Origin of the sequence: Salinispira pacifica (genome assembly GCF_000507245.1) — a bacterium.
Taxonomy (GTDB): Bacteria; Spirochaetota; Spirochaetia; order DSM-27196; family Salinispiraceae; genus Salinispira; species Salinispira pacifica.
Genome location: NC_023035.1, coordinates 2,060,090 through 2,077,528 on the forward strand (window position 1 = coordinate 2,060,090; position 17,439 = coordinate 2,077,528).

Here is a 17,439-nt window from a genome sequence, read left to right on the forward strand (position 1 = left end):
AAGAATCGCATAGAATCTTACCGATATCATCGCTATAATATCAAATGGAATGAAAAAATTTTTCCCCATATTAATGACAATTCTAATGTACAGCTGTTTCACCGGCTTTTCCGCATGGTCTCAGGAATACCAGGATTATCTGTCGGATATTTTTGACACATTTCCCGGCCTGCAGAATCCGGAAAACACCGGGCTCACCACCCTCCCCGTACTGGAAATCTCCGCCGGTGGTGAACAGCGAAACCTGGGGAACGCATACACGGCGGTGGCCAGGGATGTTTCATTTATGGAGGCGAATGCCGCCGCAAGTTCCATCCTTGAGTTCACAGAGCTGGCCTTTTATCACCGGAACATCATCAGCGACGTAAGCCTGGACTCGGTATTCTTCACCCGCCGGCACAACAACTTCGGCTACGGTTTTGCGGGAAAATTCCTTCATTTCGAGTTTACCAGGATGGACAGCCGGGGGAACCAGGTTGCCGCAGCCAATCCCAGCGAGATGGTGTTCGCCGCCAATGCCTCCTATAACTTCCTGGATAATTTTTACTCAAGCGGCCTGGCCCTGGGAGTGAACCTTAAACTGGCTCACCGGAATGTTCCCGGTCAATTATACCGCGGAGTTCTGGATCCCGATGAGTACAATCAGAATCTCTTTGCCTTCATGGGCGACATCGGCCTGCTCTCCCGGTTCAATTTTCTCAAGGGATATGCCGCCCGGGACAAGAACTTCTCCGTGGGCGCCACCGTACTCAATCTCGGCCCTCCGGTTAAGGGAGACGCCCTTCCCACCGAGGCTGTTGCAGGAATCTCCTACCGGCCCCTGCGGTTTATCATGATCAGCTCGGATATAAATTACATGATGAACCTGGTGGATTTCACCAAATCCGAGGGACTGGGTTTTGCCCTGGGTGCGGATTTCCGGTTCGTTGATTTTTTCTCCATTCAAACCGGTCTTGACTGGAAGGGGTACAACCCCTCGCTGAGTTTCGGAGCGGATGTTAATCTTGAACCGGTGAGCTTTCAGGTGAACTATACCCTGGATCTCAGCACTTCGGTAAACAGTGTGGATAATTTTTCCGTGGCAGCTTCAGTCAATTTCGGCGATGAAGGCAGGGAAGCGCTTCAGAACATGGTGGATGAATTATATATTCAGGCCCTCAGCGCATTAAGCAACGGGGAATTCCGCAGAGTAATTGAACTTTGCGACAGAATTATCGACCGGGAAACAGGACTTGATCCCAGTTTCACCCCCGCTTACCGCACCCGTGAAGTTGCCCTGACCACCCTGGAACGGGAGGCGGAGTTCAGGGACTTTGAACAGAATCGGACAGAGGAAGATCAGAACGAAGCAGACGAATAAGGGCGTACAGCTGCTCGTCCCTGCTTGAATAGATTGCCGGCGACACGGCGGAATTGGAATGTCCGTCAGCCCTGTTTCTCACACTCCGCTCAATCGCCTTATCGATCCGCTTTTTCTTCCGGGGTTTCAGCATATCCCCCAGCTGCTGCTGAAGAATTCTCAATTCATCCACGGCGCCCTGTTCAGCTTCATCCGCTGCCAAATCCCTGCGCAGCTGCCCGAAAAGATCTTCAGGTATGGCAGCGCCGCTTTCGCCGGCACCGCTTATCTGCTGAAAAATCCTCTCCAGCTTTACCAGATGGACGCTCTGGGAAAAATTAATCCGGTCCACCTTCTTTTTGAGAAGAATCTTCCGTTCCAGGGCAGGTTTGCTCAACTGTCCTTTCCGGTCCATTACCAGGTAGGTGGTTACCGCCGCAGCACTTGCCACCAGCAATTCATCCACCAGGGGGATCATATCCCGGATGGCGAAGGAGAGCATGAAAAAGACCACAAAGAACACTCCCAGGGAAAGGAGAAAACGGGGGATAAAGCGGTGTTCAGCCATCCACTCCCTGACCTCCCGGTCAACTTCACCGTACAGGGTATTGCGCACAAGGGCCATGGCTTCCACTTCGGGATCGGATCCATAGCGTCCTTCTATGGCCGCATCATCGGGGATGCTGCCGATTCGGCTGCCCTCGGAGAAGGGATGGATAATAAATGGCAGATTCCGGCCGTCGGCCAGAAGAAATATTAATCGTCGGCTGCTGTTCTTCATCTATTCAAATAAACTAACGATTTCCGGGCTATTAAACAAGCGGGCATATTTTTCTGCGGTCATTCCCAGCTGGTCGGTTACACTCAAATCGCAGCCGGCTTCGATGAACAGGGAAGATATCTGAGCGAATCCCTCACCCACCGCCATCATGAGTCCGGTCTGGCCGCTTTTACTCTGCACATCCGGATCAGCGCCGGCGGCCAAAAGCAGACGCACCAGCTCGGTCTGACCGGTGGATGCGGCATCCATTACCGGAGTATTCCCCCGGTCACCGCTCACCGCATTGGGATCGGCTCCGTTTTCCAGAAGCAGAACAATAATATCATCATGGCCTCCCCGAACCGCATGGTTGAGAAGGGCAACATCTTTCGAATCACAGGTGTCCGGGGAAAATCCTACGGTGAGAAAAAGCTCCACCACATCCCGGCGGTTATCCGCCACCGCATCCACAAACACCTGATCATTCAGACCGAAGCCTCTGCCGATGAGCTCTTCCCTGGCCTCTTCAACCCGGCAATAGATCTGGTGACGCTCCACTTCCTCGTGAAGAGCATCCATGAGTGCAGGGGCGTCTCCGTATACGGGAAATGTATTCAGATAATGGGGAAACTTCTTTTCACTTTCACGGTAGAACAGGAGCACGCTCCGGTTCCCCATGGCGTAACCGGCAAGATAACTCAGCCAGCGGGATCCGGGAGAACGTTCATCGAGAATCATGACAATATGGGAATAGCGGCGCAGCTGAAATGCAAGCTCGCCGCCGTCCAGCTCCTCCCAGTTGCTTCCTATCTCCAGCCCCTGAATGTTCGAAAATTCCGAGGCCAGTCGCTTCAAGAGGGCATTCCCCTGTTCCGATGCGCTGCTTAGAAATATTAAACCCAACAGTATGTGATCACCCGACTTTTCGGCCACTACACGCTCCCCCAGCTCCTTCAGTATACAAGGAATCGGAAAAATATCTACTCTTCACATATCGGCGGTTCAGAGGATAAAGATGAGTGATATGTATGCTCACCGCACCAAGATCCTCTTTCACATCTCCCTGAATAATATATGCCATGGCAAGATCCAGCAAAGGGGCGAGGCGCTCATACGCCCGGGGGAAAAACACCGTCTCAAACAGACCGAAACGGTCTTCGAAACTGATAAACGACATTGCCTTCTGATGCTTTGTGTACACCTCCTTTCCGCTCACCAGATACCCGGCGATATACACCTCCCGATTGCAGAACTCCATCAGCTGCCGGGAAACGATGAAGGGTGAAAACCCCCTGCGGCGGGCGATCTTTTCGGCACGGGGGAGAAAAATGGTAAGTGGATGCATGGTGACAAACAGGCCCAGGGTCTCCCCCTCGTCCCGGATCTTCCGGGCAGGGCCGTAGTCCCCGGCCTCCCCCCCCACCCCTGCACCGGCATATCCTGAAAGAGCTCCTCCCCTGCGCCGCCGTGGCGAAGATCCCGCAGGCGCTTCATTCCCAAACTCAGCCGCCAGAACATTCCCGGCCGGGTAAGCCCGTCTTCCAGGCCGTCCAGGGCGCCGCTTTTGATCAACGCCCGGGTCTGGAGAATATCCGTGGGCACCCGGATCTGGAAGTCTTCAAACGACCTGAAGGGCCCGGAATTCTCCCTTGAGGATACAATCCGCTCCATGCTGTTCACCGAAAGTCCGGATATCTGCATGAGCCCGGTCCTCAATGCCCTGGGCGCCGCCGTGTTCGAATGTCCGCCGGGGCGGGGAGTCAGATGATCCGACTCCCCGGTCTGTTCCACACTGTAGAGAATTTCCGAACGGTTGACGTGGGGAAGAAGCACCGGATGCCCCAGACGGCGAACGGCGTTCACATAGGTCTGGCGGCTGTAGTAGCCTCCCCCGTTGTTGATCACTGCGGTAAAAAACTCCAGGGGATATCGCCTTTTCAGCCAGGCAAGTTTATAGGATACCAGGGCATAGGAGGCCGAATGGGGCTTGCAGAAAGAGTAGCCGCTGAACGAAAGCACCATCTCCCAGAGCAGATCCATTTTCTCTTGGGATATGCCCCGCTGCAGTCCTCCCTGAACAAAGCTCTGCCGCCAGTCTTCCAGCTTGAGACTCCGGTCTTTCCGGCTGAGAACCTTCCGCAGTGTGTCCGCCTCTCCTGGGGTGAACCCGCTGACGGAAATGGCCACCCGGGACACATCCTCCTGATACACCATGATTCCCCGGGTCTCCCCAAGAACATCCTTCACCTCAGGAACCAGGGGCTCCCAGCTCTTGCCGTGAAGACGCTCCACGAATTCATTGATATAGCGGTTTGCCGCCGGGCGGATAATGGAGCTTGCGATCACCAGATGTTCATAATCCCCCCGGCGCATCTTCCGCAAAAGCTGCCGGGTGGCCGGACTCTCCACGTAAAAGACGCCCAGGGTGTTCCCTCCCTCAATAAACTGCCGGGTCTCGGCATCTCTCAGGGGCTTGAGATTATTCCAGCTCAGGGACCGGCCGTGGAGGCGGTTCACCATGGAGATACAGTCCCGGAGCACACCAAGACTGCGGTTGCCCAGAATATCGATCTTGATGAGCCCTGCATCTTCTGCGGCATCTTTCTCCCAGGCAATCACCGGCCATCCCAGGGGGGAAATCTGGGTGTGCACATAGCTGCTGATGGGCCCGGGGGTGATCACCACCCCTCCGGGGTGGGTTCCCATATAGCGGGGAATGCCCCGGATGGCGGATGCCTCCCGCTGCAGCCATTGGGGAAGACGGTCCCGCTGCCCCAACTTCCACATCCGGATAAACCGGCCGATCTCCTCATCGTCCACACCCATTGCCTTGGCCGGTTCCCGTATGGAAGAACGGGGACCGAAGGTCACATGGTCTGCCACCATGGCGGACTGTCCGGGGTAGGTCCGGAAAACATATGAAAGGGTTTTCTCCCGTTCATCCCAGGGGAAGTCCACGTCGATATCCGGAGGATCCTCTCTGTCCATGTTCAAAAACCGCTCAAAAAAGAGATTATGCTCCAGGGGATCCACGTGGGTGATGCCCAGGGTGTAGCTCACAATGCTGGCCGCAGCGCTTCCCCTCCCGCAGGTTCGGGGGGTCTGGCGGACAATATCGTGCACCACCAGGAAGTAGGTCGCGAACCCCTTCCGCCGGATAATATCCAGTTCATAGTCCAGCCGTTCCTGCACCTCCGGCCCCGGGCTCCCGTAGCGCTTCAGCGCCCCCCTGCGGCAGAGCCCGGAAAGCCGCCGCCAGGCCTGATCCTCGTTCAGCCCCCGAAAACCCGGAAAAATGACCCGTCCGGGCATGAGAAAATCCGCCGAACCTGCACCCAGAATCGCGGCGCTCTGTTCCCTCTCGGCGGCGAACATGGCGAAGCGGCTTTCCGCTTCCTCCCGGGAAATGAGGCGCTGGGAGAGAGGGGTGCGCTCACTCTCATCCAGCCTGGCTTTGGTGGTGCACAGGTCTATGGCCCGCAGAAGGTCAATACGCTCACGCTCTTCGGGGGTCTGCCAGCTCCCCCAGCAGATGCTCACGGCCTTCATGCCCCGGCGGGCGGCCCGGCTGCGCAGCTCTCTGGGGGAAACATCCGGGAACATGCCCGGGAAAATGTTCAGGGGGGCGGGGTTCGCCGGCAGCCCCCCCAGTGATGCCCGGGATAGCGAATGGGCCGGCGGCATCGGAATGACCGACGGAAGGACCGGCGGAAGGCCCGCCGGCATCGGATGAGCCTGTGCAGCCGGAGAGACAGGAGAGGCCGGCTGTTCCCGGCCCTGCAGCAGTTTGTCCAGATGTTCCAGCCTGGATGGATGAATGATAATGCTCAGATCAGCAAGCTCCCGGGGAGATTCGGCCAGTTCAAGCAGGGCGGCCAGGTTCTCAAGGGGGGCGGGAAAGGCGGAGGTTTTCCCGCCCGGTTTGTGCTTTGTGTTTGGGTGCGGATTTTGGTTTGGAGTACTGCCGGGGGGCGGGATCTGCCGCCCTCCGTTTCGGATAATCAGCCGGTTCAGCAGGGCAAAGCCCGCCCTGCTGTGAAACAGCACCGGCAGGGGTACTGCGGGGTCAGAGGAAATATCAACCGCCACGTGGGGGGCAATTCCCGCCCGTCTGCATGCCGCCACAAAGCGCAGTGCGCCGTACATGTTCATCCAGTCGCAGATCACCGCATCTTTGCAGCCCCGGGACCGGGCAATGGCGGCAATATCTTCCGGACTTTTGCATCCCCGCAGAAGGGAAAAATAGCTTCGCATCATCAACATACTAATCATATGTTTAGTATTAATAGCCGGGAGAATCAATATCTATTCCGCCGGAAAATCAGGAAATCCGACCACACACCGGCACCGGGCTTGTCTGTCCGGCTGCTGTCTCCGCCTCCCCCACAACGGCCTGGAAAAGCTTGCCAATTCCTGAATGGTGATATAGTTTGATACTGATGATGCAGGAGGCGACGGACCGCTTCGGCCCCGTGACAGCTGAGCCCCTGATCTGCGGAGAACGGAAAAACGGAGACAAGATATGCAGCCCTTCAAGACCCCCGGAAACACCAGAATTCTCGACTGCTCCCGCCCCCTCTTTCACAAAGGCGGGACAGGGAAACCGGGCGTACTGCTCATTCACGGCTTTACCGGAAGCCCCCACGACATGGGCTATCTGTTTGAGCGGCTGACGCAGGAAGGGTACACGGTAAGCGTACCCCGTCTGCCGGGTCACGGCACCAACGGAGAGGACTTCCAAAGCTGCAGATGGACCGACTGGTACCGCAGTGCAAGCGAAGCCTTGCTGGAACTGCGCTCGGAGCTTGAAGGCGGATCCGGGAAAATCATGATCGCCGGCTTATCCATGGGAGGCATTATTGCCGCCTTGCTGGCTGCCCAGTTCAAGGCGGATGACCTGATCCTCCATGCCCCGGGCTTCCTGTTCACCCCGGGTTCCGGAGCATCCTGGCTCTGGGCGTCCAAATACTTTGCGCCCTTTATTTCATCCCTGGGCGCCGGGGCGGAAGAACGCAGCGCAGGGATGAAAAATTCCAAACGGAGAGACCACATGGGCAGGCCCATCAGCGGAGACAGAGTTATTCTGGACAATGAATACAAAAACCGTTCGTGGATCCGCCAAGGCAACGAACTGATGAAAATGCGCAGAAGGGCAATCCGCCGGCTGAAAGATATCAGCTGTCCGGTGCAGATCGTGGTTTCCAGAAACGACAGTACCGTCCATTACAGCACCGGAACCTTTCTGAAAAAGCGGATGTCCAATGCATTGTCGGTGGAAGTTGTCGAGCTGAAAGACAGCGAACACATCGTTGTGGACGACAGCGAGCGGGAAATTGTGGCCGACAGCCTCCTGGGGCGGCTGAGCCGATTGCACGGCACCGGAACCGGCAGGCAGCGGGATGAGGCGGCGGCCGGCTCGCACACATGATGCGCTGAGGGATTCACCGGGATTCCCGGAGGAACTGTATACACGCCGCTCGGCTATCACATAGAATACAACGGTATTCAACACTCTTTCGGGCACTACCAATCACCGGAAGAAAACAGAATCGATGATAAGGAATAACAATGTTCGGATTTATGCTTAAAAAATGGTTCTTCAATTACTGGGATAATTTTTTCACCTTCGTAATATTAAATATGTTTTTCGTGTTTTCTGTGGCCCTGGCCTTCGGAATTCCCGGGTGGATTGCATCCTTTTCTCCGGTTCTCTCTCTCATCGTGATGATCGGCGGCATCCTGTGGCTGGGTGCGTACACGGCGGCGGCTTCTCTGTACATCAACGAGATAGCACAGGAGCGAAGCGTGGAACCCAAGCAGTTCTTCCGGTTTCTGAAAGAATCGTGGCTGCTGGGGATTTTTTACAGCATCTTCTGGGCCCTGATTATCTTCACTTTCTCGTTTATCGTCCCCTTCTACGGCAACATGGGAAATCTCTGGAGCGTGGCGGCCCTGGCCTTTCTGTTCTGGACACTGGTGATATTTATTCTGGCCGTACAGTGGTTCTTTCCCATCCGCGCTCAGCTGGACAGAAAACTCTCAAAGATTCTGAAGAAGATGTTCATTCTCTTTTTTGATAACGCCGGCTTCTCCATTTTTTTGCTGATTACTTCCCTCTCCATTTTTATCGTGTCGGGATTCACCGCATTTCTGCTCTTCGGTCCCGGGGGATTTCTCTTGATGCAGCATGTGGCGCTGAAACTCCGTCTGTACAAGTACGATTACTTTGAAGAGCACCCCGATGCGAAACGCAAGCATGTGCCCTGGAAGGCTCTGGTGTATGAAGATTCCCAGCGCATCGGCAAACGCACCCTCAAGGGGATGATCTTTCCCTGGAAGGAGTAACAGCCTGACAGGAGCCGCAGCCTGGAAGGAGCCGCAGCTCTTTTGCTGCCGGAAAGGCGGGTTCGGCTTCTGCGGCAGCCCTGAACGGGTGCCGCAGAGGTTCCGGATCTGAATCAGTACCGTTCTTCCAGTTCCTGGATTTTCCCCTTACGCTTCATAATAGATGCTGCATAGAGAAACGGGGTGTCCAGAATGGCTACCAGGAATTTCAGCACATATGTGGAGAGAAAAAGCAGCAGGAACTCCTCCCATGGAAATACTCCGAAGAGGGTTGCCACCAGGGTGAAAATCAGACTGTCCAGCAGCTGGCTTACCATGGTACTCAGGTTGTTCCGCAGCCAGATAAACTTGATTTCCGGCTTCCGCTGTTTCCAGAAATTGTAGGACCAGATATCGTGAAGCTGGCTTACCCCGAAAGCCAGAAGACTTGCAAAGACCAGGGCCGGGAAAAAGCCGAATATGGCTTCAATATGACTCTGGGCGATATCGAAACTGTTGGGTTCGAACCAGATGGCCAGATTCATGAGAAAGGTTGTGACAATGAGGGTGAAAAAGCCGAAAAACACTGCGTTCCGGGCGGTTTTCTTGCCGTAGTTTTCGCTCATGATGTCCGTCACCAGAAAGCTGGTGGCGTACACGATGTTCCCAAGGGTTGCCGGTATGCCGAACAGGTCGATGGTTTTCAACACCTGAATGTTCGCCAGGATGGCAGCTATGGGAATCCAGACGAAGAGCCCCACCCGGCCGAAAAACCGGTACAGCAGCAGAATTGACCCGAAATTTACAAGCAGCAGAACAAGCCACAGTAATTCGTTGTGTAATAACATGGATAATCCTTTTTCCAAAGCTCCGGTCCTTATGACCGGGCAGTAATGTACGGCAAGCTATCCTGTTTTCCGTTCTTTTTCAATAATGGTCTGCGCCGAAAGCATATATATCGCGAAAGCGAGCGGCAGAGATCCGTCGGTAGCAAAACACGGCATATTTTCGTAATATATACTATGAAGATCTCCGGGGTTTCGGGGAACAGATGAGGAAGCAGCTGTGAAACACTTGGAAGAATACTGCAGCGAGACATCGCCCTACGAGCTATTTGAACATCTCTATACCAAGATCATCAACCGGGAAATTCTCCGCATTTCTCAACTCATGGATTATGTCCAGGATCTGCCCCGCAGCAGCCAGCTTGATGCGGTGTACGCCAAGGCGTTCGGTCTCATCCGGGAGCTGAACTGGGGAAGGTTCGCCCCGTTGAGCCCCCAACGCTATCCTGCGCTGTGGAAGGAGTTGGTTGTTCCCCATCGGGGGATATCCGGCGCCGGAGAGCTGAAACGGAATACGTCAATTTCTTCGGTCTACACCGCCATCGTGGACATTCACGGATACTCCGCCTTCTGCTATAAATTCCGGCGAAACCCCTCCATGCTTCAGCTATTGGATGATTGTATCCGGGATGATATTCACCGCCTGTGCGCCGAACAGCAGGTGCTCTCCTGGCGCATCGAAGGGGACAGCCTGGTCCTGCTGGCCGCCGATGCGAGGGGCATTGCCCGGACGGTGGTCAAGATCATCGAGTATTTTTCCCGCCAACGGGTAATCAAGGGTGCGGAGGTGTTCCGCAGCAATGTAAGCAACAAGATTATTCTCCCGGATATGGCGGTTTCTGCGGGAATCGCTGGAGGGAAAACCTATACATCCATGGTGATCACCTCCGACGGAGATATTTCCGGAGATATTGTGAACACCGCAGCCAGGCTGCAGAGCTTCGCCAACCGGCTGGATCCCCACCGAACCCGGGTGCTGCTGAGCAACCACCTGGCGCATCAGATAAAAAAACGCCCGGCCGGAAATCCTGATGATGTTTTATCGGGTACGGATGTGTTCTTTTCAGGACGGTTTCGTTTCAAGGGCATGGAACTGACGGTATTTGAGCTGCTGTACCGTCCGGATCAGCAGGTAAAGCTTACTTATCAGAAGGATCTGGTGCGGCTCATCAATGCCCTGCGCAAGGGGCTGTGGCGGGATCAAGTGTTTACTTCAATGATCGGGGTAATCAGACAGGCCCTGCATCAAACCAAGGCGAAGTCCGTAGCAGATATCAGCCGACAGGATCTGCTTTCCAGCTGCGATATTGCTCTTGAGCGCTACAATTCCGGCCGGGAATATCGAGAGGCCGTGAATATGCTGGAGACCCTCTTGTCTGCAATGGAACAGATCCGCGGACTGGACGGTGTCATTTCCATATACGGAAAACAGGTCCTCCGGGGCTACCAAATGATCAGCCGGCGTTTTTATCAGAATCTGGAGAATGAGTTTGAAGAATCCCTGCAGCGCTATTTGGATATGAGTCAGCGGGACCTGTATAAAAAGGCCGGTCAAAGCAGCACTGTACACCAGCGCATCAAGGAACAGGGACTTCGGCAGATGATGGATGCAAGCCAGAAATATGCGTGGCACCGTCTTATTGATGAGGAATTTCATTCCCTGGAGCAGGAGATTTACATTCCGAAGAATTGACTTCATGCAAGGCACTCGCCAATTCGGTATTTTGCCGTTCATCCGGCTGCCCTGGGTTGCCTTTGTTTGCCCTTGGTTACCGCTGGTGGGGTGAAAAGAACGAAGGCACGGATCAGGGAGTTGTTTAAGACCACAGAAACGCACGGATTGTCACGTATTGTCTGAGGTCTAAAAATAGAGCGGCATTTCAAGCAGATTCTATAAACAGTAATAAAACACGTTGAATAAATGTATCAATGTTGATACGTTTATATATGGCATCTAACAAAGTAATTCAAGTTAGGTTTTACCGGTTAAAGGGATCTGGAAAGGAACCTGTTAGAGATTGGTTACGATCTCTTACTGTCGAAGAGAAGAAGCGTATTGGAGAAGACATAAAAGCTGTGGAAATGAGATGGCCACAAGGTTAACCTTTGGTTCGTAAAATGGAGAAAGATTTATGGGAAATCAGAACTACTCTCTCTAATAGGAAATGCAGGGTGTTTTTCACTGTTTGGGAGTCTTATTTGATTCTTCTACATGGTTTTATTAAGAAAGATCAAAAAACACCGAAAGAAGATTTGTCTATTGCAAGGAAACGTAGAGACGATGTCCTTGGTGGAGATAAAAAATGAAAAACGAATATATTGGTAGTTCTTTTAGCTCTTTTCTGGAAGAAGATGGTATTAAAGAAGATGTAAATGCTGGAGCCGTAAAACTTATCATCGCCTATCAACTTCAGGAAGAACTGAAAGAAAAGCATATGACCAAAACCGAGTTAGCCCAATTACTTGAAACATCCAGGGCAGCAGTCAATCGTTTATTGGATCCCAATAATGATGCGGTTACCCTCCATACGTTGAAGAAAGCTGCGACATTACTTGGAAAGCATATCCGTTTAGAACTTGTATAGTGCTTTAATGATCATTTCAGCAATAAGCCGGAAAGAAGGAATTATATGAAAAATCGTACGGTCAGCTGACCTATGTCAAAGATCAGGGGTACTCAAAGCTCCCATAAGTTTCCATTCGAGGCAGACCCGGGTCGTTGGTATACAGTGCCGGGATGACCCGGAGTCACGTGAAGTGAACGGCGGGCTGCTCAACGGTGACTTATGGGATTAAGGAAATCTAGAAATAATCAATCGAACGCTCTAAAATCGAGATAACATCGCCTTCTTCATTCTTGATAACAGCTTGTGTCCAATTGTTATTATTGTCAAAATCACTAAAAAAATAATGCTGCTCAGTCCCATTCTGCCCATATATTGTACGTTGTGCTTCGGTAACTTTACCTTCTTCATTATGAAACTCGATATACTCTCTTAATTCAAAGCGTCGAGACTGTTGCTCAGAATCTGGACCTGCCGTAACTAAATCCTTTTTCGACATTGTATGAATGCCCCGATTAGGTATATAGGTGAATGTAATTTCAGATATTGAATCATCAAGCCAAGGCATATCCTTTGAAAATTCAGTAACTATATCAATCTGCATAAGAGTACCATCCAAATATCTATACCTTTCTGAAACTGGCAAATCACCTCCACGCATAAAATCAACCAAAATTTCATCATCCCTCACTAAAAACTCTTGTAAGCGATTAGCACTTTGATCGTTACTAAAGAATATTTGTTGGGTATATCCGTTCTGAAGGGGCTGATAGCTTACTTCATATTCTGAAAATTCATCGGAATTTTGAATTTCCTTTGTTACTAGATGACCAGATTCATACCCATAAACAATTGAGCGTCGCCCATTCATTGAAAACGTAGAAAATTTTACAACACGCTTTTCGGAATCGTAATATATCTCTTCTGAAAAATTCCTGTGTCTCTCTCCTGGATAGATTAAGTCAACCTCAATTTGCATTACATCTCCAGAGGCAAATAAATGATTAGTTGGGATTGGCATTAATAACTGTAATCGATTTTCAGCATCAATATGAATATTCTCATGATATAAGTCATCTCCAAAAACAAGAAAGGCCATAAATGCCATTAAAACCAACATTGCAATTCTTGACTCCCCTGAAAAAAGGTAGGGAATTCCCAAAATTTTGTTGATAGGGTAAAATTCCGCATCGGGGGGAGCGGATGTTTCGAAAGAACGAAGGACATAAGCAGCAGAGAATGTTTACATCGGTGGACCAACTTCCTGAGACTGCAAGAAAACACCTTGAACAGTCCTGGGCACAGGTTTTCTACCATGAATATTTCTGCAGGATTAACGAGGAGGTCTTCTCCGTTCTCTACAGTGATAAGCATTCACGGCCCAACACGCCTATCAATATTCTGGTAGGCTTTGAAACCCTCAAATCCGGATTCGGCTTAAGTGACGAGCGACTCTATGATCATTTCATGTTTGATCTGAAGTTCCGCTACGCCCTGGGCTTGAAGGACTTTGACGAAGGAAACTTTGAGCTGCGTACTATCTACAACTTCCGCTCAGCGGTGAGTGCCTATGAAGAGGAACACAGGGTTAATCTGATTCACAAGGCAAGTGAACAGATAACCGACGAGCAATTGAAACAGTTTCAGATAAAAACCGGCCTACAGCGGATGGATTCAACCATGGTGCAGAGTAACATCCGCAAGATGAGCCGTCTGCAGCTGTTGGTAGAAATCATCCATCGCTTTTACCGTATGCTCAGTGAAGAAGAACAGAAAGCGTATGAGCAGCTGTTTGCCAGGTATGTGAAAGAAGACTCCCTGCACTATTGCTGCCGGGTGAAACGGGACGAGATGGACGGGCGACTTGAGCAGCTTGGAAAAGATCTATCGACTATGCTGGAATGTTTTGAAGACGTGCACGGAGATGAAAAAGCGTACCAGCAGGCCTTCAGGGTTTTTGGTGAACACTTTCGTTTTGAACAGGAATCTATCGTTGTGCGAGAAAGTAAAGAACTCGGTGGTAGCACCTTGCAGTCTCCTGATGATGAAGAGGCCACCTTCAGGACGAAAAGCAGAGAAAGCTCCCGGGGGTATGGTGCAAATATCACGGAAACTTGCGATGAAGATAATAATCTCCAACTCATCAGCAGGGTAAGTGTGGCGCCAAACATAACCGATGACCAGCAATTTCTGGCCGAAGATATTGAGAACCTGAAAGAGCGGGAGGGAATCGATGAAGTGTATACCGATGCGGGGTATACGGGAGAGGCGGCAGCCAAGGCAACAGCAACATATCAGGTAAGCCAGCACGTGAGTGCCATCAAGGGAAGGAAAAAAGAGAAGACGAGAGTGGGCCTGGAAGATTTCACCGTCACTCGAACCAGTGAAGGAAAGGTGACTGCTATCATCTGTCCAAATGGCCAGGGCGGGGAGCTGCGGGAAAGTAAAAAAGCAGCAGACCGCTATACCGCCGGGTTTTCTGCCGACGGCTGTCAGGCTTGCCCCTTTGTCAACCAGTGCCCGGCAAAGCGGCTGAAAAAGCGACCAAGTTATGTTCTTCATTTTACTGCGACCGATTTGCGGGTTGCCGCCACCAGGAAGCAGGTAGCAGAAACAGGAAAAGAGATTACCAATAAGCGGGCATCAATAGAGAGTACCGTTCGAAGTGTTATTCACCCCTTTGGTGGCCATCTCTGTAAACTACCAGTGCGGGGCAGGCATCGGGTTACCACCATGATGGTCTTGAGTGCCATGATGGTTAACATTCGCAGAATCAGGGGATACCTGTTTCCCGAAGATGGGTCAAAACCAATTCCGGATGGATATGCACTCTGTTAGAAGCGAAAAGGGGAAAGGGAAAGCCCTTCGGGGTGGGGGTACAGATAAATAGCCGGTAAAGAAAGTGGCGGGGGCCCTCCCATAGGGTTATCTCCCCCTATGGGGCTGGATTCCCCGACCAATTTTTCCGGGTTTTTTTGAATTTACCATCAAGCTTTTTTCAGGGGAGTCATTCTTTTATTCCTGAACATAAAAATAGTCCACACGTATGAGCTCCTCATCTCTTTCAGCACCTACAGCTTCTCTGTTTGTAGGGCTAGTATCATCAATAGGTTGTTGATCTATTCCCATGATGTAGTCTCCAACATCAAGAGATTCTGTGATATTTACTGTATGACCATACTCTTGGCTTCCGTCTGCAGATTCTGTATTTAACCTTCCTGTAACGTAGTTCTCACGATCCATTTCGCTCAAATAATTTGCATTTATTTGCAAAGTTTGCTCAGGACCTACATATGAGCCATAACCAATTTCTTTCCCTGTCAGAGCACTAATTAATTCCGCACCGGCTGCAACACTTAGCAAATTTTGGTTTTCTCCCGAAAATAAACCTAGCTTTATCGCAACACTGTTTGCACGTTCTAAAGAAATCTCGTTTCCCGCTATCGCACTAGCAATTCTTGTATAGGCGGTTAAAACACACCCAACATTACTGATGAGCTCCTCTGACCCACCAAGAGTAGAGTTAGCAGATGCACTAGACATCAAAAGCCCAGTGTTGACTGGCATAAGTTTAAATCCCGTAGGATCCACATACTTCACCGGATTATTCGACACATAACTATAATGATTCAACGACTCAATAATGCTGAAGTTCTGCCGCGGTTTGCCATCACTCCCCATAGGACTGGCCAACATCGCCCCTGCCGGATCACTCGATATCCACCTGCTGGTCCGCGGATCCATATACCGCGCACCGTAATAGTAGAGGTTGGTTTCTTCATCGAACTCTTTTCCAGTGAACCGGAACGGAAGTTCTACGGCGTTGTCACGGGTGCGTTCAATCCATAGCTCTCCATAGGGCCCTGGCCGGTGCCTTCGGCACCTGCTCGGGCATGCAGCCGGGTGTGTATTCTATGTGCTCGTATTCTTCCCCCTCATAATCGGTGACCAGCTGGGCACTGCCCAGATGATCGGAATGATAATAATAGGTGTTGTACTGTTCATAGACGGTATCATAATCAAAGGAGTCTTCCATTTTCAACCGGGTGGCAATGCGGGTTTCTCCCAGATATATGTGCAGGCTTAAGCGCAGGTCAGAGACGTCTATGTCGGTTGTGGCGCTGAACATGGAGTCGAAGTAGAGGGTTTCTTCGAAGGTTCCGCTTTTTTTGTGGGTTCTCTCTCCATCGGCATTGTAACGGAATTCGGTTAAGGCTTCGGGAGATTCAACGGCCATGAGGCGGTTTTCTTCGTTCCAGCGGTAGGTCCGCTGATACACGTCGTCTTTATCGGCTTCTTCGCTTCGATCCAGACCCCAGCCGTAGCCTGTGGCGTTTACTCCGTCTTCCAGTTCCTGTACCCCGTATGCACTGCCGGTTTCGATGTTTCCGTGGCCTCCTTCTCGTTCCATGATGAGGTTTCCATTCGCATCGTACTGATAATAGCTATTCCCGATGATTTCTGCCTGGTTGGGGGCATTTTCATAGTAAGAGTAATCGAGGCTGTAGTTGAGCTGCGCTCCGATTGCCTGGCTTTGGGAGGGGTTTACACTGGAGTTGCTGATTTTGGAGATGATGTTACCCAGAGTATCGTAGCTGAATTGCTGGCGGTAGGTGCCGGTGTACTCTGTGTATCCGTGGGGCTTGGATGTATAGTTACCTTCGGCTGAGGTGAGCTGATATAGTCCATCGTACCCATAGTTTTGGGTGGTGCTGTAGCGTCCTGCCTCGTTGGTCATTTGGGTGACGTTGCCCACAGAGTCAAAGCTGTAGTTCATGTCCTGGTATTTTTCCAGTCCTTTGACGGTATGTACGCTTTCCAGCCAGCGGCGTTCGGGGTCGTAGCTGTATTCGGTTTCCACACCGTTTCCGTATTTGATGTAGACTCGCTGACCGTATTCATCGTAGCCGATGTCCTGTACATACTCGGTAACCAGGCTGTTGCGTTCTCCGGTAACTGAGGTTACTTGACCTCCTTCATCATACCCGTAGCGGACAATTTCTCCGGTGGGGTAGATGATTTCCTGCATCCGTCCCAGGTAGTCGGAGGTATAGGAGAAGGAGACGGTTTTTTCTTCCGCATTGAGGGCCATGCGGTTGAGGGTTTGGGTTTTGCCGGTTTGTTCGCCCAGCAGACCGTAGCTGAAGCTGACTGTACCTGATTGGTCGGTTCTGCTTAGCAGCCTGCCAGCTGTGTTGTCTGTTGAACCCGGCTGACCGTAGGTGAGACTTACGTCTTGGCTGAAGGGGTAGTCGATTTCCACCATTCTGTTGAAGCCGTCGTAGGTGTATTTGATTACCCTTCCCTGTTGGCGGAGTACTGAGGTGGTTTTTTGGACCATGTTGCCTGCGCCGTCGTATTGGAATTCCTGGCGGCCTGATTCGGGGGATGCTAAAGCACGTATCAGGAAGTTGTTTAAGACCACAGATCTCCACACGATGGTCACGTATGGCGAAAGGTGATCTGTACGTAACATTGAATGAATGAAAGAACCACAGATCTTTATTATTGATTAGATTTATTGAGGTGCGAGGTTTCGCACCTTTGTTTTTGGTTCCTCTATATTCTCTACTGCGGTCATCTGACCTATTTCAAAGATCAGTGGTT

Annotated in this window: 15 protein-coding genes; 7 read left to right on the forward strand and 8 right to left on the reverse strand. The window is 51.4% G+C overall.

The genetic code is table 11. The features are described from left to right. Positions 1 to 85: 85 nt before the first annotated feature. On the forward strand, positions 86 to 1,360 hold the full coding sequence (locus tag L21SP2_RS09120; protein ID WP_053335648.1) for a UPF0164 family protein: 1,275 nt from the start codon (positions 86 to 88) through the stop codon (positions 1,358 to 1,360). Here the strand turns inward: L21SP2_RS09120 and L21SP2_RS17195 are convergent. From L21SP2_RS17195 to L21SP2_RS17200, 4 genes are read right to left on the reverse strand one after another with little or no spacing between them, the layout of a single operon-like run. Next, positions 1,305 to 2,120, reverse strand: coding sequence for a hypothetical protein (locus L21SP2_RS17195; RefSeq protein WP_053335649.1), 816 nt, complete (start codon positions 2,118 to 2,120; stop codon positions 1,305 to 1,307). The two genes, L21SP2_RS09120 and L21SP2_RS17195, sit on opposite strands and share 56 nt — an antisense overlap. Then, entirely contained in the window at positions 2,121 to 3,032 is a 912-nt protein-coding gene (locus tag L21SP2_RS09130; protein ID WP_041401427.1) for an ankyrin repeat domain-containing protein, read from the reverse strand. Beyond that, complete coding sequence (locus L21SP2_RS09135; protein ID WP_024268218.1) at positions 3,013 to 3,357, reverse strand: OB-fold nucleic acid binding domain-containing protein; 345 nt, start codon at positions 3,355 to 3,357, stop codon at positions 3,013 to 3,015. Before L21SP2_RS09135 ends, L21SP2_RS09130 begins: the two co-directional genes overlap by 20 nt. Then, positions 3,357 to 6,362 (reverse strand): helix-hairpin-helix domain-containing protein, encoded by a 3,006-nt coding sequence (locus L21SP2_RS17200; protein ID WP_169730458.1) that lies wholly within the window; start codon positions 6,360 to 6,362, stop codon positions 3,357 to 3,359. Before L21SP2_RS17200 ends, L21SP2_RS09135 begins: the two co-directional genes overlap by 1 nt. Before the next feature lie 259 nt (positions 6,363 to 6,621). On the opposite strand from L21SP2_RS17200, the gene L21SP2_RS17205 reads away from it, so the two are divergent. Further along, positions 6,622 to 7,527, forward strand: a complete 906-nt coding sequence (locus L21SP2_RS17205; RefSeq protein ID WP_024268220.1) for an alpha/beta hydrolase — start codon at positions 6,622 to 6,624, stop codon at positions 7,525 to 7,527. Between the two features lie 140 nt (positions 7,528 to 7,667). Beyond that, on the forward strand, positions 7,668 to 8,444 hold the full coding sequence (locus L21SP2_RS09150; protein WP_024268221.1) for a YesL family protein: 777 nt from the start codon (positions 7,668 to 7,670) through the stop codon (positions 8,442 to 8,444). A gap of 113 nt (positions 8,445 to 8,557) precedes the next feature. On the opposite strand, the gene L21SP2_RS09155 is transcribed toward L21SP2_RS09150, so the two are convergent. Then, positions 8,558 to 9,271, reverse strand: coding sequence for a queuosine precursor transporter (locus L21SP2_RS09155; protein ID WP_024268222.1), 714 nt, complete (start codon positions 9,269 to 9,271; stop codon positions 8,558 to 8,560). A gap of 217 nt (positions 9,272 to 9,488) precedes the next feature. On the opposite strand from L21SP2_RS09155, the gene L21SP2_RS09160 reads away from it, so the two are divergent. From L21SP2_RS09160 to L21SP2_RS09170, 3 genes are all read left to right on the forward strand, one after another. Then, positions 9,489 to 10,961: a nucleotidyl cyclase domain-containing protein gene (locus tag L21SP2_RS09160; RefSeq protein ID WP_024268223.1), complete on the forward strand. Its 1,473-nt coding sequence runs from the start codon at positions 9,489 to 9,491 to the stop codon at positions 10,959 to 10,961. A gap of 413 nt (positions 10,962 to 11,374) precedes the next feature. Continuing rightward, complete coding sequence (locus L21SP2_RS19245; RefSeq protein ID WP_425277194.1) at positions 11,375 to 11,575, forward strand: type II toxin-antitoxin system RelE/ParE family toxin; 201 nt, start codon at positions 11,375 to 11,377, stop codon at positions 11,573 to 11,575. Next, complete coding sequence (locus L21SP2_RS09170; protein WP_024268224.1) at positions 11,572 to 11,853, forward strand: helix-turn-helix domain-containing protein; 282 nt, start codon at positions 11,572 to 11,574, stop codon at positions 11,851 to 11,853. Before L21SP2_RS19245 ends, L21SP2_RS09170 begins: the two co-directional genes overlap by 4 nt. A gap of 217 nt (positions 11,854 to 12,070) precedes the next feature. On the opposite strand, the gene L21SP2_RS09175 is transcribed toward L21SP2_RS09170, so the two are convergent. After that, entirely contained in the window at positions 12,071 to 12,952 is an 882-nt protein-coding gene (locus L21SP2_RS09175) for a hypothetical protein (protein ID WP_024268225.1), read from the reverse strand. 83 nt (positions 12,953 to 13,035) lie between these two features. On the opposite strand from L21SP2_RS09175, the gene L21SP2_RS09180 reads away from it, so the two are divergent. Beyond that, entirely contained in the window at positions 13,036 to 14,670 is a 1,635-nt protein-coding gene (locus tag L21SP2_RS09180; protein WP_024268226.1) for a transposase, read from the forward strand. Between the two features lie 177 nt (positions 14,671 to 14,847). Here L21SP2_RS09180 and L21SP2_RS17210 read toward each other — a convergent pair whose 3' ends face one another. After that, the gene (locus L21SP2_RS17210; RefSeq protein ID WP_081719551.1) at positions 14,848 to 15,675 is read right to left on the reverse strand and encodes an RHS repeat-associated core domain-containing protein; all 828 of its coding nucleotides are present in this window, start codon (positions 15,673 to 15,675) and stop codon (positions 14,848 to 14,850) included. After that, positions 15,671 to 17,173 (reverse strand): RHS repeat domain-containing protein, encoded by a 1,503-nt coding sequence (locus L21SP2_RS09185; protein ID WP_024268228.1) that lies wholly within the window; start codon positions 17,171 to 17,173, stop codon positions 15,671 to 15,673. The genes L21SP2_RS17210 and L21SP2_RS09185 overlap by 5 nt, the downstream gene beginning before the upstream one ends. Positions 17,174 to 17,439 lie beyond the last annotated feature (266 nt).